The 16289-nt window shown below is 67.9% G+C and carries 18 protein-coding genes; 12 read left to right on the forward strand and 6 right to left on the reverse strand.

Annotation, left to right across the window (positions count from 1 at the left end; translation table 11 throughout):
- Positions 1-37: 37 nt before the first annotated feature.
- From AC3A6X_RS07115 to adh, 3 genes are all read right to left on the reverse strand, one after another.
- Entirely contained in the window at positions 38-1195 is a 1158-nt protein-coding gene (locus tag AC3A6X_RS07115; RefSeq protein WP_487841513.1) for a phosphatase PAP2 family protein, read from the reverse strand.
- Between the two features lie 197 nt (positions 1196-1392).
- Positions 1393-1800: a DUF779 domain-containing protein gene (locus AC3A6X_RS07120; RefSeq protein WP_487841514.1), complete on the reverse strand. Its 408-nt coding sequence runs from the start codon at positions 1798-1800 to the stop codon at positions 1393-1395.
- A gap of 11 nt (positions 1801-1811) precedes the next feature.
- On the reverse strand, positions 1812-3332 hold the full coding sequence (adh, locus tag AC3A6X_RS07125) for an aldehyde dehydrogenase (protein WP_487841515.1): 1521 nt from the start codon (positions 3330-3332) through the stop codon (positions 1812-1814).
- Between the two features lie 382 nt (positions 3333-3714).
- Here adh and acs point away from each other — a divergent pair, with 382 nt between their 5' ends.
- The gene (gene acs / locus AC3A6X_RS07130; RefSeq protein ID WP_487841516.1) at positions 3715-5691 is read left to right on the forward strand and encodes an acetate--CoA ligase; all 1977 of its coding nucleotides are present in this window, start codon (positions 3715-3717) and stop codon (positions 5689-5691) included.
- Positions 5692-5864: 173 nt separating this feature from the next.
- On the forward strand, positions 5865-6158 hold the full coding sequence (locus AC3A6X_RS07135) for a hypothetical protein (RefSeq protein WP_487841517.1): 294 nt from the start codon (positions 5865-5867) through the stop codon (positions 6156-6158).
- Position 6159: 1 nt separating this feature from the next.
- On the opposite strand, the gene AC3A6X_RS07140 is transcribed toward AC3A6X_RS07135, so the two are convergent.
- Positions 6160-6324 carry a hypothetical protein gene (locus tag AC3A6X_RS07140; protein ID WP_487841518.1) on the reverse strand — a complete coding sequence of 55 codons (165 nt, stop codon included), beginning with the start codon at positions 6322-6324 and terminating at the stop codon, positions 6160-6162.
- Between the two features lie 59 nt (positions 6325-6383).
- Entirely contained in the window at positions 6384-6827 is a 444-nt protein-coding gene (locus AC3A6X_RS07145; RefSeq protein WP_487841801.1) for a universal stress protein, read from the reverse strand.
- 105 nt (positions 6828-6932) lie between these two features.
- Between AC3A6X_RS07145 and AC3A6X_RS07150 the strand changes: the two genes are divergently transcribed.
- The 9 genes from AC3A6X_RS07150 (at position 6933) to AC3A6X_RS07190 (ending at position 14609) form a co-directional block, all read left to right on the forward strand.
- A complete protein-coding gene (locus AC3A6X_RS07150) occupies positions 6933-9263 on the forward strand; it encodes a heavy metal translocating P-type ATPase (RefSeq protein WP_487841519.1) in 2331 nt (776 codons plus the stop codon).
- Positions 9263-9400 carry a cbb3-type cytochrome oxidase assembly protein CcoS gene (ccoS, locus tag AC3A6X_RS07155; protein ID WP_487841520.1) on the forward strand — a complete coding sequence of 46 codons (138 nt, stop codon included), beginning with the start codon at positions 9263-9265 and terminating at the stop codon, positions 9398-9400. The genes AC3A6X_RS07150 and ccoS overlap by 1 nt, the downstream gene beginning before the upstream one ends.
- 65 nt (positions 9401-9465) lie before the next feature.
- Positions 9466-10905 (forward strand): cytochrome-c oxidase, cbb3-type subunit I, encoded by a 1440-nt coding sequence (gene ccoN, locus AC3A6X_RS07160; protein ID WP_487841521.1) that lies wholly within the window; start codon positions 9466-9468, stop codon positions 10903-10905.
- A gap of 10 nt (positions 10906-10915) precedes the next feature.
- Positions 10916-11542, forward strand: coding sequence for a cytochrome-c oxidase, cbb3-type subunit II (gene ccoO / locus AC3A6X_RS07165; RefSeq protein ID WP_487841522.1), 627 nt, complete (start codon positions 10916-10918; stop codon positions 11540-11542).
- A gap of 11 nt (positions 11543-11553) precedes the next feature.
- Positions 11554-11691, forward strand: a complete 138-nt coding sequence (locus AC3A6X_RS07170; protein ID WP_106555474.1) for a cbb3-type cytochrome oxidase subunit 3 — start codon at positions 11554-11556, stop codon at positions 11689-11691.
- A gap of 9 nt (positions 11692-11700) precedes the next feature.
- Complete coding sequence (gene ccoP / locus AC3A6X_RS07175) at positions 11701-12615, forward strand: cytochrome-c oxidase, cbb3-type subunit III (protein WP_487841523.1); 915 nt, start codon at positions 11701-11703, stop codon at positions 12613-12615.
- Positions 12616-12622: 7 nt separating this feature from the next.
- On the forward strand, positions 12623-14065 hold the full coding sequence (gene ccoG / locus AC3A6X_RS07180) for a cytochrome c oxidase accessory protein CcoG (protein ID WP_487841524.1): 1443 nt from the start codon (positions 12623-12625) through the stop codon (positions 14063-14065).
- 17 nt (positions 14066-14082) lie between these two features.
- Positions 14083-14358: a FixH family protein gene (locus tag AC3A6X_RS07185; protein ID WP_487841525.1), complete on the forward strand. Its 276-nt coding sequence runs from the start codon at positions 14083-14085 to the stop codon at positions 14356-14358.
- Positions 14359-14363: 5 nt separating this feature from the next.
- A complete protein-coding gene (locus AC3A6X_RS07190) occupies positions 14364-14609 on the forward strand; it encodes a hypothetical protein (protein WP_487841526.1) in 246 nt (81 codons plus the stop codon).
- On the opposite strand, the gene fnr is transcribed toward AC3A6X_RS07190, so the two are convergent.
- The gene (fnr, locus tag AC3A6X_RS07195) at positions 14590-15306 is read right to left on the reverse strand and encodes a fumarate/nitrate reduction transcriptional regulator Fnr (protein WP_487841527.1); all 717 of its coding nucleotides are present in this window, start codon (positions 15304-15306) and stop codon (positions 14590-14592) included. The two genes, AC3A6X_RS07190 and fnr, sit on opposite strands and share 20 nt — an antisense overlap.
- 209 nt (positions 15307-15515) lie before the next feature.
- Here fnr and AC3A6X_RS07200 point away from each other — a divergent pair, with 209 nt between their 5' ends.
- The gene (locus AC3A6X_RS07200; protein WP_487841528.1) at positions 15516-16229 is read left to right on the forward strand and encodes a sulfite exporter TauE/SafE family protein; all 714 of its coding nucleotides are present in this window, start codon (positions 15516-15518) and stop codon (positions 16227-16229) included.
- Positions 16230-16289 lie beyond the last annotated feature (60 nt).

Below are 16289 nucleotides of genomic sequence, written 5' to 3' on the forward strand. Positions count from 1 at the left end.
GCGAGGCGCTCCCTGGTGAATGCGCGGGTGCAGGGCGCTAGCGTCCCTGCGGCATGAACGGCTTGTCCTTCGGCACGCCGACCTGCAGCGCGCGCGCAGACACCTTGCGTGCGATCTCGTAGCCGGAGTCCAAGTCCATCGGGTAGTGGATGCCGGCGTACACGCGCGAATCGCCGGCCTGGCGGCCCATCTTCTCGTACACGCCACCGGTGTTCGGCAGCAGCGCGTCCATCGTGAGGCCGATGGCGCCGGAGATGCACGCATGGTTGCTCGGGTACGAGGGAAAGTTCGGCACAGCGATCGGCAGTGTGATCTTCGGGTCAGCCTGCGTCGGTCGCGGCACCCAGTAGGCGTACTTCGAGTCGTGGCAGGCGACGACGGCGTCGAAGCCCACCATGTGGATGGTCGCCAGCGTGCGCGCGGTCGTGGGCTCGTCGAAGCCCCGCTCGGCCATCGCCGAGCGGGCCTGCGCGTTCCAGGCGCCAGCGGCGAACGAGCCGGTCAGGTTCTCCCAGTACTGCGCGACGCGCACCTGCTGATTGGTTCGCGTATCCGATACCTCGCGCACCTTGCGCACCTGCTCGCGGAATGCGTCCGACGCATAGGGCGGCGGCGGCGGCGCGCGAAAATCGGCGCCGGTGGTCAGAAAGAACGTCCGCATGTTGCCCAAGTGCGCCCCTCCCGGCGGCTGCGGCGGCTGCGCGCGGCTGGACCACTTGTCCTCACCGGTCGGCAGGGTGCCGCTCCAGGTGGCGGACGCGCGGTCGGTTTGAATGAGCGCGACGACGTCGGCCGCGGTCTTGCGGCCGATTTCGACGCCTGACTGGAAGCGCGACCGCGGCTGCGCCCCGAGCGCCGCGATCTCGCGCTGCAGGCGTGCCGTCGTCGCCTCCGCGTCCTTCGGGAACAGATGCGCCAATACGCCGGCGGCCGCACCCGCGGCAGCGCCGTCGGGCTCGAGGCCCTGGGCGGCCGCCTGCACGATGGCATTGTTGATCGCGAGGTTCATATAGGCGAAGGTGCGGAACGCCGGGAATTGGCCGACCGCATTGCGGGCGACCAGGTCCGAGGCGTAGTCGTTCCACTGGTAGGTGGAGGTGGCCGCAGCCCACGGTGCAGCGCCCGCGGCCGCCGCGGCTCGGGGCCCGCTTGCGCCCGGTGTGACGGCACAGCCGCCGACCCCGGTGGCCAGCATCGCTGCCAGGGTCGCCATGCCAAGCGCGGGGGCGACCCGGAACCCGCAACGTGCGAAGAATCTCATGGCGATCTCCTGACGTGCGTCGATGGAGCCAGCCGTGCCGGCCAGCCTCGGTAGCCGATCATTCTAGGGAGAATGCGGCTCCAGTGGTACGGCGTACCGACGGAATGGCCATGCAGGCGGCCGCCCCGCGGCTAGATCCTTGGGTGGGCTTCGAGCCACTGCCACTCCGCGTCGTCGTACAGGCGGGAGCGGGTGATGAAGCGCAGCCCGGTGGGCCGCTCGAGCGAGAACATCCCGCCGTTGCCCGCCACCGCATCGATGATCAGGTGGGTGTGTTCCCAGTACTCGAACTGCGAACGGCTCATGTAGAAGGGCGCACCGGCGATCTCGCCCAGGCACACGTCAGCGTCCCCGGTCTGGAATTCCCCGAGCGCGAAGCACATCGGCGCGCTGCCGTCGCAGCAGCCGCCGGACTGGTGGAACATCAGCGGCCCATGCACGGCGCGCAGGCGCTCGATGAGCGCCTGCGCGGCCGGCGTGGCGGACACGCGGCGGACGATGCCGCAGGGCGCCTCGTGCGCCCCCGGGTCGGACGACATGAGGCGTCGCTTCAGAAGAAGCCCAGCTTGTTCTGGCTGTAGCTCACCAGCAGGTTCTTGGTTTGCTGATAGTGGTCGAGCATCATCTTGTGCGTTTCGCGGCCGATGCCCGACTGCTTGTAGCCGCCGAAGGCCGCATGGGCCGGATAGGCGTGGTAGCAGTTGGTCCACACGCGCCCCGCCTGGATGCCGCGGCCCATGCGGAAGGCGCGTGCGCCGTCGCGGGTCCACACGCCGGCGCCCAGGCCGTAGAGCGTGTCGTTGGCGATCTCCAGGGCTTCCTCTTCGGTCTTGAAGGTCGTGACCGACACCACCGGGCCGAAGATCTCCTCCTGGAAGATGCGCATCTTGTTGTGACCCTTGAAGACCGTGGGCTTGACGTAGTAGCCGGCCGCGAGCTCGCCGGTCTGAAGGTTGCGTTCGCCGCCGGTCAGGCACTGGGCACCCTCCTGCTTGCCGAGATCGATGTACGAGAGGATCTTCTCCATCTGTTCCTGCGAGGCTTGTGCGCCGATCATGGTGGACGGGTCCAGCGGATGGCCCTGCTTGATGGCCTCGACCCGCTCGATCGCACGCTCCATGAAGCGCTCGTAGATCGACTCCTGCACCAGCGCCCGGCTCGGGCAGGTGCAGACCTCGCCCTGGTTGAGCGCGAACATCGCGAAGCCCTCGAGCGCCTTGTCGAAGAACGCGTCGTCGGCCGACATCACGTCCTCGAAGAAGATGTTGGGCGACTTGCCGCCCAGCTCCAGCGTCACCGGGATGATGTTCTGCGCGGCGTACTGCATGATCAGCCGGCCGGTGGTGGTCTCGCCCGTGAAGGCAATCTTGGCGATGCGGCTGCTCGAAGCCAGCGGCTTGCCCGCCTCCAGGCCGAAGCCGTTGACCACGTTGAGCACGCCCGGCGGCAGCAGGTCGCCCACCACCTCCATCAGCACCAGGATCGAGGCCGGCGTCTGCTCGGCGGGCTTGAGCACCACGCAATTGCCGGCAGCGAGCGCCGGCGCCAGCTTCCACACCGCCATCAGAATCGGAAAGTTCCACGGAATGATCTGGCCGACGACGCCCAGGGGCTCATGGAAGTGGTAAGCGTAGGTGTCGTGATCGATCTCGCTGATGCCGCCTTCCTGCGCCCGGATGCAGGCGGCGAAGTAGCGGAAGTGGTCGATGGCCAGGGGCAGGTCGGCTGCCATCGTCTCGCGCAGCGGCTTGCCGTTGTCGAGGGTCTCGGCCACGGCGAGCTTCTGCAGGTTCTGCTCCATGCGATCGGCGATCTTCAGCAGGACGTTGGCGCGCTCGGTGGGCGAGGTCGAACCCCAGGCGGCCTTGGCCTTGTGCGCGGCATCGAGCGCGGCCTCGATGTCCTTCGCGTTCGAACGCGGGATGCTGGTGAAGGCCTGGCCCGTGACAGGGGTGAGGTTGTCGAAGTATTGGCCGTCGATCGGCGCGACCCACTCTCCGCCGATGTAGTTTCCGTATTGCTTCTTGTACGGGTTCTCGATGCCGAGGTGAGTCATTTCTGCCATGTCCATGAATCGTCTCCAGTCAGGTGATTGAAAAAGGTGCTGACGGGACGACGCGTCCCGCGCAGCCACTTCTGCAAAGCGCGGGCCATGCCGCGAACACGCTGGTGCAAACGGCGCAAGCCGTTGTCGGACTTCAGTTTTTTATGACGCGCACGGCGCGGGCGCGGCATCGCTGCTCCAGGAGGATCTGTGCCGCCGTTGAGCACCTGCTGCAAAACGGGACAGCGCCACCAGCCGGATCGACGTTGTGCGGCCGCGGAAAGCTTGCGCGCATCCTTGCCACGCTGCGCAGCCTCGCACCGGGTCCGCCTGCCGGCACAACATTTGCGCCAGCGCAAGGTTCGTCGAGGTCGAGTCAGCGACCATCGGAACACACAGGAGCCAACGCATGACATCACCGGACAACGCGCAGACACCCAAGCAATACCTCCCCCCGCAGGCGCTGATGCGCTCGGCCCACGTCGCAGGACGTGCCGCTTACGACGCACTGGCCGCAGAGGCCGAGGCCGACTACGAGGGCTATTGGGCACGCCTGGCGCGTGAATTCGTGGAGTGGAAGACGCCGTTCGAGAAGGTGCTCAACACCGAACACGCGCCCATGTACAAGTGGTTCGAGGACGGCACCTTGAACGTCTCCTACAACTGCCTGGACCGGCAGGTCGCCGCCGGCCGGGGTGACAAGGTCGCGATCATCTTCGAGGCCGACGACGGCAAGGTAACGCACACCACCTACGCGCAACTGCTCGCGCAGACCTGCCGCTTGGCCAACGCGCTGAAGGCGCTGGGCGTCGGCAAGGGTGATCGCGTGGCGATCTACATGTCGATGTCGGTCGAAGCCGTGGCGGCGATGCAGGCCTGTGCGCGTCTCGGCGCCGTGCACTCGGTGGTCTTCGGCGGCTTCTCGGCGCACTCGCTGCGCGACCGGATCGCCGACACCGGCGCGGTCGCCGTCATCACGGCCGACGAGCAGGTGCGCGGCGGCAAGACCTTGCCACTGAAGGCGCTGGTTGACGAGGCGCTGGCACTGGGCGGCTGCGAGGCCGTGCGCAACGTCATCGTCTACCGCCGTACCGGCGGCGCCATCGCCTGGCAGTCGCATGACCGCTGGATGCACGAGCTCACGCAGGCGCAGCCCGAGGTCTGCGAGCCCGAATGGGTGAGCGCCGAGCATCCGCTGTTCCTGCTCTATACCTCCGGTTCCACCGGCAAGCCCAAGGGCGTGCAACACAGCAGCGGGGGCTATCTGGTGCAGGCCGCCGTGACCGCCAAGTGGACCTTCGACCTCCATGACGACGACGTCTTCTGGTGCACGGCCGATATCGGCTGGGTCACCGGCCACAGCTACATCGCCTACGGCCCGCTGGCCTTGGGCGCGACCGAGGTGGTGTTCGAAGGCGTTCCGACCTATCCCGATGCGGCGCGCTTCTGGAAGATGATCGAGCGGCACAAGGTGACGGTGTTCTACACCGCACCCACCGCCATCCGTTCATTGATCAAGGCAGCCGAGGGACATGCCGCCGTGCATCCGCGGAACTTCGACCTGAGCAGCCTGCGCATCCTGGGTTCGGTCGGCGAGCCGATCAACCCGGCTGCCTGGGAGTGGTACCACGCGCACGTCGGCGGCGGCCGCTGCCCGATCGTCGACACCTGGTGGCAGACGGAGACGGGCGGCCACATGATCACGCCGCTTCCGGGCGCGACCGCCCTGGTGCCGGGATCCTGCACCTTGCCGTTCCCGGGCATCATGGCCGCGATCGTCGACGAGACCGGCGGCGACCTGCCGAACGGGCAGAGCGGCGTCCTGGTGATCAAGAAGCCGTGGCCCGGAATGATCCGGACGATCTGGGGCGACGATGCCCGCTACCAGTCGAGCTACTACCCGCCCGAACTGCGCGGCTACTACCTGGCCGGCGATGGGGCGGCGCGCGATGCGGAAACGGGCTACTTCACCATCGGCGGGCGCATCGACGACGTGCTGAACGTGAGCGGCCACCGCATGGGAACGATGGAGATCGAGTCTGCGCTGGTGGCGTGCACCGATCTCGTCGCCGAGGCGGCAGTGGTCGGCCGGCCGGACGACACCAGCGGCGAGGCGATCTGCGCCTTCGTCGTGCTCAAGCGGCCCCGGCCGACAGGCGAGGAGGCCGGCAAGCTGGCCGCCGAGCTGCGCAACTGGATCGGCAAGGAGATCGGACCGATCGCCAAGCCGAAGGACATCCGCTTCGCGGACAACCTGCCCAAGACGCGCAGCGGCAAGATCATGCGCCGCCTGCTGCGCTCCGTGGCGAAGGGCGAAGCCATCACGCAGGACACGTCGACGCTGGAGAACCCGGCCATCCTGGATCAGCTGACGGAGGCGCACTGAAAACGCGCTTCACCGGACCGGTCTTTCCAGAGCTGCCCAGTGCATTGCAGCCATGCGCGTCATGACAAAGCGCCTATTGGCTCATGAATACCAAGAACGTATTCTCGGATGCACCAGTCACCGCCGCCGTCTGATGAGAGCGGCGAGCTACGGGTGGGAAAGGACCAAGCGACATGGGGTCACGAGCAGGGGCGCGCAAGAAGCTTCAACGGTTTTTTGCCTGGATGTTCCTGCTCGCGACGGTCTCCCTGTTCAGCTTGGTTGGGTTTGAGCTTCTCTTTCCGCCTCCGCCCTTGTCACCTCCGCCAGAGCGTTCACTGCTGGATCTCCTCGAATTCGATCTGCCCGACCCACAACTGCTGGCTGTCGTGGTGGTGCTGGTCGCAGACCTTGCGTCGTTCGCCTGCCTGATCATCACGACGCTTCTGGGTTGGCTGAGAGGTCGCCATCGTCGGCGCTCTGCGTAGCTTATCGAGTATCGGCCGACGACGTCGGACAGACAAGGCAGGCGGTGGCGGCCGATGGCTGCGGCTCTTCGGCAAGACCTGCGGCCACCAGCAACGCGGTGGCTCCGAGGGTGGCAAGCACGAATGCCAACGCCTGCAGCGCTCCGGATTGTTTCTTCGTGGTCATGGAACAAGCTCCTGTGCAGGGGTTGAACAGTCGTGGTTGCGGGGCAATGCGGCTCAGGGCTATCGCAGCACCAGAACCGGCAGCGTCGTATGGGTCAGGACATGCTGCGTCTCGCTGCCCAGCAGCAGCCGCTTGATGCCCTTTCGGCCGTGCGAGGCCATCACGATCAGGTCGCTCTTGTGCTTCTTCGACGCCGCAATGACCGTGTCGGCCACCCGGTCCGAGGAGATTGCCGCTGTCTTGATCCGGACGCCGGCTGCCTGGGCCCGGGTGCTGATCGCGCCGAGCATTTCCTGCGCCCGCTCGGCCCACTGTTTCTCGATACGCGCGACATCCTCGTGCGAGAACGCCATCGCGCCGTCGAAGTAGGTCGCGGCGTAGCGAGGCACGACGGTGAGCGCGATGAGGTCGGCATCGTGCTGCGCCGCCAGCGAGATGGCGCTGGCGACGGCCTTCTTCGAGAGCGTCGAGCCGTCTGTGGCGACGAGGATGCGTTTGAACATGATGTTTCCCGGGTCAGGGTGGATGGCGCAAGCGTAGGCGTGTGGCGGGGCCGGGGCTTGATTCAGATCAAGGCCGTAGCGCGTGCCTGCCCATAGCCTCGCGATATGCAAGCTGCACTTCCGGCGGGTCCGTCGCCCCGCGCCGATCCTCAGCGTCCAGGTCCCGACCCACAGGCCGGCTGGGCGCTGCTGGACGATCCGGCCGAATGGCCGGCCTTCGGCCGCCCGCTCGATGGCGATACGGCAGGGGGCCGCTGGGAATCGCAGGTTGCGGTGGAGGGCATGCACTGCGCGGCCTGCGCCTTCACGGTCGAGGCGGCGCTGGCCCAGGTCCCGGGCGTGCATAAGGTCGACGTCAACGCGGCGACCCGGCGCGCGCGCGTGGTCTGGTCGGCCGCGGCCGTGAAGCCGTCTCGCTGGTTCGGCGCCTGCGCTGCCGCGGGCTACCGGCTGGTGCCTGCCGCAGACATGGCCATGCGCGCGCGGCGCTCGCGCGAGGCGCGGCTGGCGCTCTGGCGCTGGCTGGTCGCCGGCTTCTGCATGATGCAGGTGATGATGTATGCGTATCCCGCGTACATCGCCCAGCCGGGCGACATGACGGCCGATGCCGCGCAACTGCTGCGCTGGGCCTCCTGGGTGCTCACGTTGCCGGTGATGCTGTTCTCGTGCGGGCCCTTCTTTCGCAGCGCGCTGCGCGATCTGCGCATATGGCGCGTCGGCATGGACCTGCCGGTTGCGCTCGGCATCGCGGTGACCTTCGCGGTCAGCACCGCGGCCACCTTCGACCCCGCGGGGCCGCTGGGGCACGAGGTGTACTTCGATTCGCTCACGATGTTCGTGTTCTTCCTGCTCACGGGGCGCTGGCTGGAGACGCGATTGCGAGACCGCACGGCCGGAGCCCTCGAAGCCCTGATGAACCGGCTGCCCGACAGCGTCGAGCGGCTCGGTGCCGACGGTGCCTTCGCGCGCGTCGCGGTCCGGCGGCTCGCGTCCGGCGACGTGGTGCGCATCCTGCCGGGCGAGGCCTTTCCCGCGGACGGCGTCGTCATCGCCGGCGACACCACGGTGGACGAGGCCTTGTTGACCGGCGAATCGCGCCCGGTGCCGCGTCCCTGCGGCGCGCGCGTGCTGGCCGGCAGCCACAACCTGTCGTCTGCCGTGCAGGTGCAGGTCGAATCGCTGGGGCCGGCCACGCGCTTCGCGCAGATCGTCGCGTTGATGGAGAGCGCCTCGCTGCAGAAGCCACGGCTCGCGCAGATGGCGGATCGTGCGGCGCGGCCCTTCCTGGTGGCGGTGCTGGCCGCCGCCGCGCTGGCCGCTGCGTTCTGGTGGCCGGTCGATCCCGGCCGCGCGCTGATGGTGGCGGTCGCGGTACTGATCGTGACCTGCCCCTGCGCGCTGTCGCTGGCCACGCCGGCGGCCATGCTCGCGAGTGCCGGCTTCCTGGCCCGCCAGGGCCTGATGGTGCGAAACCTCCAGGCGCTGGAGGCGCTGGCCGCCGTCGACACGGTGGTGTTCGACAAGACCGGCACGCTCACGTGCGACACGCCTCGACTGGATCGCGTCTATTGCCGGCAGGGCCTGCGGCCCGGCGACGCCGTCGAACTCGCCGCCGCGCTCGGCGCCCAGTCGTTGCACCCGGCCGCACGCGCGCTGGTCGGCGCATGGCGCGCGCAGTTCCGTTCGCCCCCGGCGTGGGAGCTTGTTCAGCTGACGGAGCATGGCGGCATGGGACTCGAGGGCCGCCTGCGCCGTCCAGGCGACACGAACAGCGCCACGCGCCGCCTGCGCCTGGGTTCGGCGGCGTTCTGCGGCGTCGACGCGCTGCCGGTCGATGCGGCGCAGGTGCATCTGAGCGAACCCCAGGGGTGGATCGCGAGCTTCGTGCTGGCCGAGGAACTGCGCGCCGATGCCGCCGGGACGGTGCAGACGCTGGACGCACAGGGGCTGGCCCTGCACCTGCTGTCCGGCGACCGCGCGGCTGCGGCGCACGAGATTGCCCAGCGCGCCGGAATCCGCGAGGCCCGTGGCGACTGCACGCCGGAGGAGAAGCTGCGCGTGCTGCAAGAACTCCAGGCCCAGGGCCGGCGCGTCGCGATGGTGGGCGACGGGCTCAACGACGGTCCGGTGCTGGCGCATGCCCATGCCTCCTTCGCCTTCGGCAATGCGGTCCCGCTAGCCCAGGCGCGCGCCGATTTCGTCGTGCTGGGCGATTCGCTTGCGGCCATTCCGCAGGCCATTGCGCAGGCGCGTCGTACGCTGCGCATCGTGCGCCAGAACTTGTGGTGGGCGGCCGGCTACAACGCGCTGTGCGTGCCGCTGGCGCTCGCCGGATGGCTTCCGGCCTGGCTCGCGGGACTGGGCATGGCGGCGAGTTCGCTGGTCGTCGTGCTCAACGCGGCGCGCCTGGCCAGACCTCCTGCAGCGGAGCGCTGATGGACATCCTTTTCCTGTTGATCCCGTTCTCGGTCGTGCTCGTGCTGGTGATCCTGGGCGGACTCTGGTGGGCGATCGAGCGTGGCCAGTTCGAGGATGTCGAGGGCGAAGGGGAGCGCATTCTGCGCAGCGATTGATCTGCATCAAACCGCCGCCCCTGCGGCGCCGGGACACTTGCCATCATCCACGAGAAGGCCCGAAGATGAACCCATCGAATCCCTCCACAGCCGTCTACAGCGACACCGTCGTGCGGCAGTTTGCCCTCATGTCGGTGGTCTGGGGTGTTGTCGGCATGCTGGTCGGCGTGATCATCGCGTCGCAGCTGGCGTGGCCAGAGCTCAACCTCGGCATCCCCTGGCTCAGCTACGGACGGCTGCGCCCGCTGCACACCAACGCGGTGATCTTCGCCTTCGGCGGCTGCGCGCTGATGGCCACGAGCTTCCACGTGGTCCAGCGCACCTGCCAGGTCCGCCTGTTTGCGCCGGCGCTCGCCTCCTTCGTCTTCTGGGGCTGGCAGGCGGTGATTGTGGCCGCCGCCATCAGCCTGCCCATGGGCTACACCAGCGGCAAGGAGTACGCCGAACTCGAATGGCCGATCGACGTCCTGATCGCGCTGGTCTGGGTGGCCTATGCCATCGTGTTCTTCGGCACCATCGGCACGCGCAAGGTCCGGCACATCTACGTGGCCAACTGGTTCTACGGCGCCTTCATCCTCGCGGTGGCGCTGCTGCACATCGTCAACAGCGCGGCGATCCCCGCAGGCTGGATGAAGAGCTACTCGGCCTACGCCGGCGTGCAGGATGCGATGGTGCAGTGGTGGTACGGCCACAACGCCGTCGGCTTCTTCCTCACGGCTGGCTTCCTCGGGATGATGTACTACTACATCCCCAAGCAGGCCGGCCGGCCGGTGTACTCGTACCGGCTCTCGATCGTGCACTTCTGGGCGCTCATCTTCACGTACATGTGGGCGGGGCCGCACCACCTGCACTACACCGCGCTGCCGGACTGGACCCAGTCGATCGGCATGGTGTTCTCGCTGATCCTGCTGGCGCCGAGCTGGGGCGGGATGATCAACGGCGTCATGACGCTCTCGGGCGCCTGGCACAAGCTGCGCACCGATCCGATCCTGCGCTTCCTGATCGTGTCGCTCTCCTTCTACGGCATGTCGACCTTCGAGGGTCCGATGATGTCGGTCAAGACGGTGAACGCGCTGTCCCATTACACGGACTGGACGGTGGGCCACGTGCACAGCGGCGCGCTCGGCTGGGTCGGACTGATCTCGATGGGATCGCTCTACTACCTGATCCCGAGAATGTACGGCCGCACCGAGATGCACAGCGTCAAGGCGATCGAGCTGCACTTCTGGATGTCCACCGTCGGCATCGTGCTCTACATCGCCGCCATGTGGATCGCCGGCGTGATGCAGGGCCTGATGTGGCGATCGATCAACCCCGACGGCACGCTCACCTACACCTTTGTCGAGAGCGTCAAGGCCACCTATCCGTACTACGTGGTGCGGGTGCTCGGCGGCGTGCTCTACCTGGGCGGCATGCTAGTGATGGCCTGGAACTGCGGGATGACCGTGGTCACGGGGCGCTCGGAGCGCGCCGTCATTCCGCTGCCCGCCGCCGCGCATGCCTGAGGAAGAAGCCATGAGTTCAAACGCTCCCCAATCCGGCTTCTCGCACGAGAAGATCGAGACCAACAACTTCCTGATGGTGGTGCTGATCCTGCTGGTCGTCGCCATCGGCGGCCTGGTCGAGATCGTGCCGCTGTTCTTCCAGAAGTCCACCACCGAGGCCGTCGCCGGCATGCAGCCGCCGAGTTCGCTGCAGGTGCTGGGCCGCGATGTCTACGTACGCGAGGGCTGCTACAACTGCCATTCGCAGATGATCCGACCCTTCCGGGCGGAGACCCTGCGCTACGGCCACTACTCCGTGGCCGGCGAGTTCGTCTACGACCACCCCTTCCAGTGGGGCAGCAAGCGAACCGGCCCCGACCTGCAGCGTGTCGGCGGCAAGTACAGCGACGAGTGGCATCGCATCCACCTCGTCAACCCGCGCGACGTGGTGCCCGAGTCGAACATGCCGGCCTACGCCTGGCTGGAGAACGCGCAGGTGGACGGCGCAGAGGCGGCGACCCACATGCGCGCGCTGCGGCGTGTCGGCGTGCCCTTCACCGATGCACAGATCGCCGCGGCGCCGGCCGAGGTCAAGGGCAAGACCGAGATGGATGCGCTGGTGGCCTATCTCCAGTCGCTCGGCCTCGCGCTGAAGTAGGGAGCATGCAGATGGACATCACCACCTTGCGCATCCTGGCCACGCTGGCCTCTTTCGCCACTTTCATCGGCATTCTCGCGTGGGCTTTTTCGCGCCGGCGTGCGAAGGCCTTCGAGGACGCGGGCCGCTTGCCCTTCGAACAGGACTGAGAGCTTCCCATGAGCGACTTTTTCAGCGACTTCTGGTCGAACTACGTAGCCCTCGCCACGCTGGGCAGCATCCTGCTGTGCGCCTTGCTGCTGTGGGTGGTGGCCCGCTCATCGGCGCCGTCCGGTTCGGACAACACGACCGGCCATGTCTGGGACGAGGACCTGCGCGAGGCCAACAACCCGATGCCGCGCTGGTGGATCGGTCTCTTCGTGATCACCATCGTCTTCGGCCTGGCCTACCTGGTCGCCTACCCTGGGCTCGGCAGCTACAAGGGCGAGCTCGCCTGGAGCACCGCCGACGAATACGCGAAGGACCAGGCCCGGGCCAAGCGCGAGCTGGAACCGGTGTACGCCGCCTATGCGGCCATGCCGGCCGAGCGCGTCGCCGGCGAACCCGCGGCCATGGCCATCGGCGAGCGGCTGTTCCTCAACAACTGCGCGCAATGTCACGGCTCGGACGCGCGCGGCAGCAAGGGCTTCCCGAACCTGGCCGACAGCGACTGGCTGCACGGCGGCACGCCCGACAAGATCAAGGAATCGATCACCGGGGGGCGCACGGGCGTGATGCCGCCGATGGCCGCCGCCGTGGGCACCCCCGAGGACGTGAAGAACGTCGCCAACTACGTGCTGAGCCTGTCGGGCAGCCCCCACGATTCGGTGCGTGCCGGCCTGGGCAAGAGCAAGTTCAGCGCCTGCGCGGCCTGCCACGGCATCGGGGGTGTCGGCAACCCTGCGATGGGCGCGCCCAATCTTGCCGACAAGGTCTGGCTGCACGGCTACGGGCAGGAGGCGATCATCTCGATCATCAACACCGGCAAGACCAACCAGATGCCGGCGCAGCAGGGCCGCTTGACCGAGGCACAGATCCATGTGCTGGCCTCCTACGTCTGGGGCTTTTCGAACAAAGCTGTCGTGACCCCGTAGGCGCGCCGTGGAAGACATCGCCTCGGCACCGACCCGCCCCGCGCGCCGGGTGATCCCGATCGCCGCCGCGCAGGAGGAGGGCGGGGGCCTCTTCGCCGCGCACAAGAAGATCTATCCCCGCACGGTGCGCGGCGTCTTCACGCGCTGGCGCTGGACGATGGTGTTCCTGACGCAGCTGGTGTTCTACGGCCTGCCCTGGCTCGAATGGGGACAGCGCCAGGCCGTGCTGTTCGACCTGGGTGCGCGGCGCTTCTACATCCTCGGCCTGGTGCTGTACCCGCAGGACCTGATCTACCTGACCGGGCTGCTGGTGATCTCGGCGCTCTCCCTGTTCCTGTTCACTGCTGTAGCGGGGCGGCTGTGGTGCGGCTATGCCTGCCCCCAGACCGTCTACAGCGAGATCTTCATGTGGGTCGAGCACAAGATCGAAGGCAACCGGATCGCCCGCATGCGCCTGGACGAGGGCGAGTTCTCGCTCGAGAAGCTCGTCAAGAAATGGTTCAAGCACATCGTCTGGCTTGGCATCGCGCTGTGGACCGGCTTCACCTTCGTCGGCTATTTCACGCCGATCCAGGAGCTGGGGCTGGCCTTCCTGCAGACGCGCATGGGCTCGTGGGAGGTCTTCTGGGCCCTGTTCTACGGCTTCGCGACCTACGGCAACGCCGGCTTCATGCGCGAGCAGGTCTGCATGTACATGTGCCCCTACGCACGCTTCCAGAGCGCCATGTTCGATCGCGACACCCTGATCGTGAGCTACGACGGCGAGCGCGGCGAGCCGCGCGGCGTGCGTTCCAAGGGCAGCGACGCCCGCGCGCTGGGCATCGGCGACTGCATCGATTGCACCCTGTGCGTGCAGGTCTGCCCGACGGGCATCGACATCCGAAAGGGGCTGCAGTACGAATGCATCGGCTGCGGGCTCTGCGTCGACGCCTGCGATACGGTGATGGACAGGATGGCGTCCCCGCGGGGTCTCATCCGGTACGCCACGCAGAACGGCATGGCCAGCCACTGGACGCGCAGCCAGGTGCTGCGCCGGGTGCTGCGCCCGCGGGTGCTGATCTACGCCGGGGTGCTGGCGGCGTTGACCATCGGCCTGCTCGCGAGCCTGGTCGTCCGGATGCCGCTCAAGGTCGACGTGGTGCGCGACCGGGGCTCGCTGGCGCGCATCGTCGAGGGCGGCCAGCTCGAGAACGTCTACCGTCTGCAGATCATGAACGCGACCGAGCGGCCGCAGCGCTATCGCATCGAGGCGCGCGGGCTCGAGGGCCTGGGCGTGTCGCCGGCCGAGCCGGTCGAAGTCGGCCCGGCACAGTCGCGCTGGGTTGCGGTGCGGCTGCAGCTTCCGTATGGCAGTGCGACTGCCGGCTCCCACGCCGTGCACTTCGACATTCGCTCGCTGGACGGCAGCGCGCAGGTGTCGGAGAAGGCCGCTTTCATGGTGCCCCGTTGAATTCCGAAGGAGACCCGATGAACGATCACGCGATGACCTTGCCGAAGCGCGAGCCCTGGTGGCGCTTTCCCTTTGTCTGGATGGTGATGGCGGGGCCCGCCGTGGTCGTCGTCGCCAGCTTCGTGACGCTCTGGCTGGCCCTGCGGACGCCGGATCCGGTGGTGGAGGCGGACTACTACCGCCGGGGCATCGAGATCAACAAGGCTCTCGCCGACAAGAAGCTGATGCCGGCCCTGGCCGGACGCAACCACGCAGCGACGCCGGCCGACGACGTGCCGGCTCCCCGGCGCTGACGATCATGAAGATGCAGACCTGGATGTCGATCCTCTGGCCGGCCTTCCTTTTGGCCAGTGCGACCGAGCTGCTGGTGTTCGCGCTGGTCGATCCTGCCGATCTGCACTGGCGCGGCGAGGCGCTCGCCCTGTCGCGCCAGACCGTCTACACGGCCGCCTTCTTCGTCTTCTGGCTGCTGGCGACGGGCGCGAGCGCGCTGACGCTGCTGTTGACGATTCCGGCGAGGGAGATCAACAACCGGGAGGATTGACGATGCGGCGCAGGCCCTCGGAATCGACGATGCGCACCTTGCGCTGATCGATCTCCACGATGCCGTCGCTCATGAACTTCGAGAGCGTGCGGCTCACCGTTTCGAGTGTGAGGCCGAGGTAGCTGCCGATCTCCTCGCGCGTCATCCGAAGGATGAACTCGGATTGCGAGAAGCCGCGCGCATGCAGGCGCTGCACCAGGTTCAGCAGGAAGGCGGCGAGCCGCTCCTCGGCCCGCATGCTGCCCAGCAGCAGCATCACGCCGTGCTCGCGCACGATCTCGCGGCTCATGATCTGGTGGACGTGGCGCTGCAGTGCCGTGACCTCGCGCGACAGCGCCTCCAGACGCTGGAAGGGCATCACGCAGACTTCGGAATCCTCGATCGCGACCGCATCGCAGGTGTGCTGTTCGTTGACGATGCCGTCCAGGCCGATGATCTCGCCCGCCATCTGGAAGCCGGTGACCTGGTCGCGACCGTCCTCGCTGGCCACGCGGGTCTTGAAGAAGCCGGTGCGGATCGCGTAGAGGGAGGTGAAGCGTTCGCCGTTGCGGAACAGGGTCTCACGGCGCCGCACCTTGCGACGCGTGGAGACGAGTTCGTCGATGCGTTTCAGCTCATGCGGCTCCAGCCCGGCGGGCATGCAGAGCTCGCGCAGGGTGCAGCTCGAGCAGGCGACCTTGATGTTCTGGATTTTCATGGGGGGCATCGGTGTGTGAGGCCATTCTGAGCCCCCACATGCGGCGCAGGCTTGATGCACATCAAGGGCAGCGGGGCCGCCCGGCGGCATAGTGGCCCACTCTGCCTTCACCCTGCCGCTGCGATGAACTCATCCCTGGCCCTTGCTCCCGACGCATCCTCCTCGGTCCGGCCGGCGCCGGCCGCGCGCTTCTCGCTCTGCGTCTGATCATGCAGACGGCGCTCGCGGGTACCGCGCTGCTGATGGGGTTGGCCGGGGGACCTCATTGCGTCGCCATGTGCGGTGCCGCCTGCGCGGGCGTGATCCGCATCGTGCGGGCGCCCGAAGGCGGTGGCGTCGCGACGTTGTCGGCTGGCATGCGGGAGGGCCCCGCATCGTGGATTTTTCACGCGGGTCGCGTCGCCGGGTATGCGGCGGCCGGCGCCGTGGCAGCGGCTGCGGTAGGAAGCCTCGCCTTCGCGAGCGAGCACGTCGCGGCATTGCGCCCCCTGTGGGTCCTGCTGCACGTGTTCGTGCTGGCATGGGCCCTGCTGCTCGCCGCACTGGGACGCCAGCCGCTCTGGGCCCGCCGCATCGGCCGCTCACTCGCGGCGCGCCTGCGGCCTGCGACGGGCTCGATGCCCGGCTTGCTCGGCGTCGGCGCGCTGTGGGTGGCCATGCCCTGTGGTCTGCTCTATTCGGCGTTGATGCTGGCCGGCCTGGCGAACGGGCCGGTGCAGGGCGCGCTGGTGATGGCGCTCTTCGCTGCCGGCAGCGGCGTTTCGCTGGTGCTGGCCCCGTGGCTGTGGCAGCGTATGGGCCGGGGCGCAGATGCCGTCCGCCGGGAATGGGGCACCCGGGTCGCCGGCGGGCTGCTCGCCGCGGTGGCGCTGCAGGCGCTATGGACCGACCTGAGCCGCCAGATCCTGGTCTGGTGCAGCTAGGAGTCGCCGCACGGCCTGGCTTCGTCGGCTGTGCATCCTGGGCGCCAGGGCGCTTGAGCG

The sequence above is a fragment of the Variovorax sp. Soil_C_12 genome (assembly GCF_057657375.1).

Coding starts and splice junctions, on each gene's coding strand:
- ccoP (WP_487841523.1), top strand. CDS start 11,701: ATGAGCGACTTTTTCAGCGACTTCTGGTCGAACTACGTAGCCCTCGCC.
- AC3A6X_RS07185 (WP_487841525.1), top strand. CDS start 14,083: ATGAACGATCACGCGATGACCTTGCCGAAGCGCGAGCCCTGGTGGCGC.
- AC3A6X_RS07115 (WP_487841513.1), bottom strand. CDS start 1,195: ATGCTGGCCACCGGGGTCGGCGGCTGTGCCGTCACACCGGGCGCAAGC.
- AC3A6X_RS07190 (WP_487841526.1), top strand. CDS start 14,364: ATGAAGATGCAGACCTGGATGTCGATCCTCTGGCCGGCCTTCCTTTTG.
- AC3A6X_RS07170 (WP_106555474.1), top strand. CDS start 11,554: ATGGACATCACCACCTTGCGCATCCTGGCCACGCTGGCCTCTTTCGCC.
- AC3A6X_RS07150 (WP_487841519.1), top strand. CDS start 6,933: ATGCAAGCTGCACTTCCGGCGGGTCCGTCGCCCCGCGCCGATCCTCAG.
- AC3A6X_RS07135 (WP_487841517.1), top strand. CDS start 5,865: ATGGGGTCACGAGCAGGGGCGCGCAAGAAGCTTCAACGGTTTTTTGCC.
- ccoN (WP_487841521.1), top strand. CDS start 9,466: ATGAACCCATCGAATCCCTCCACAGCCGTCTACAGCGACACCGTCGTG.
- ccoS (WP_487841520.1), top strand. CDS start 9,263: ATGGACATCCTTTTCCTGTTGATCCCGTTCTCGGTCGTGCTCGTGCTG.
- ccoO (WP_487841522.1), top strand. CDS start 10,916: ATGAGTTCAAACGCTCCCCAATCCGGCTTCTCGCACGAGAAGATCGAG.
- acs (WP_487841516.1), top strand. CDS start 3,715: ATGACATCACCGGACAACGCGCAGACACCCAAGCAATACCTCCCCCCG.
- fnr (WP_487841527.1), bottom strand. CDS start 15,306: ATGAAAATCCAGAACATCAAGGTCGCCTGCTCGAGCTGCACCCTGCGC.
- AC3A6X_RS07200 (WP_487841528.1), top strand. CDS start 15,516: ATGCAGACGGCGCTCGCGGGTACCGCGCTGCTGATGGGGTTGGCCGGG.
- AC3A6X_RS07140 (WP_487841518.1), bottom strand. CDS start 6,324: ATGACCACGAAGAAACAATCCGGAGCGCTGCAGGCGTTGGCATTCGTG.
- AC3A6X_RS07120 (WP_487841514.1), bottom strand. CDS start 1,800: ATGTCGTCCGACCCGGGGGCGCACGAGGCGCCCTGCGGCATCGTCCGC.
- adh (WP_487841515.1), bottom strand. CDS start 3,332: ATGGACATGGCAGAAATGACTCACCTCGGCATCGAGAACCCGTACAAG.
- AC3A6X_RS07145 (WP_487841801.1), bottom strand. CDS start 6,827: ATGTTCAAACGCATCCTCGTCGCCACAGACGGCTCGACGCTCTCGAAG.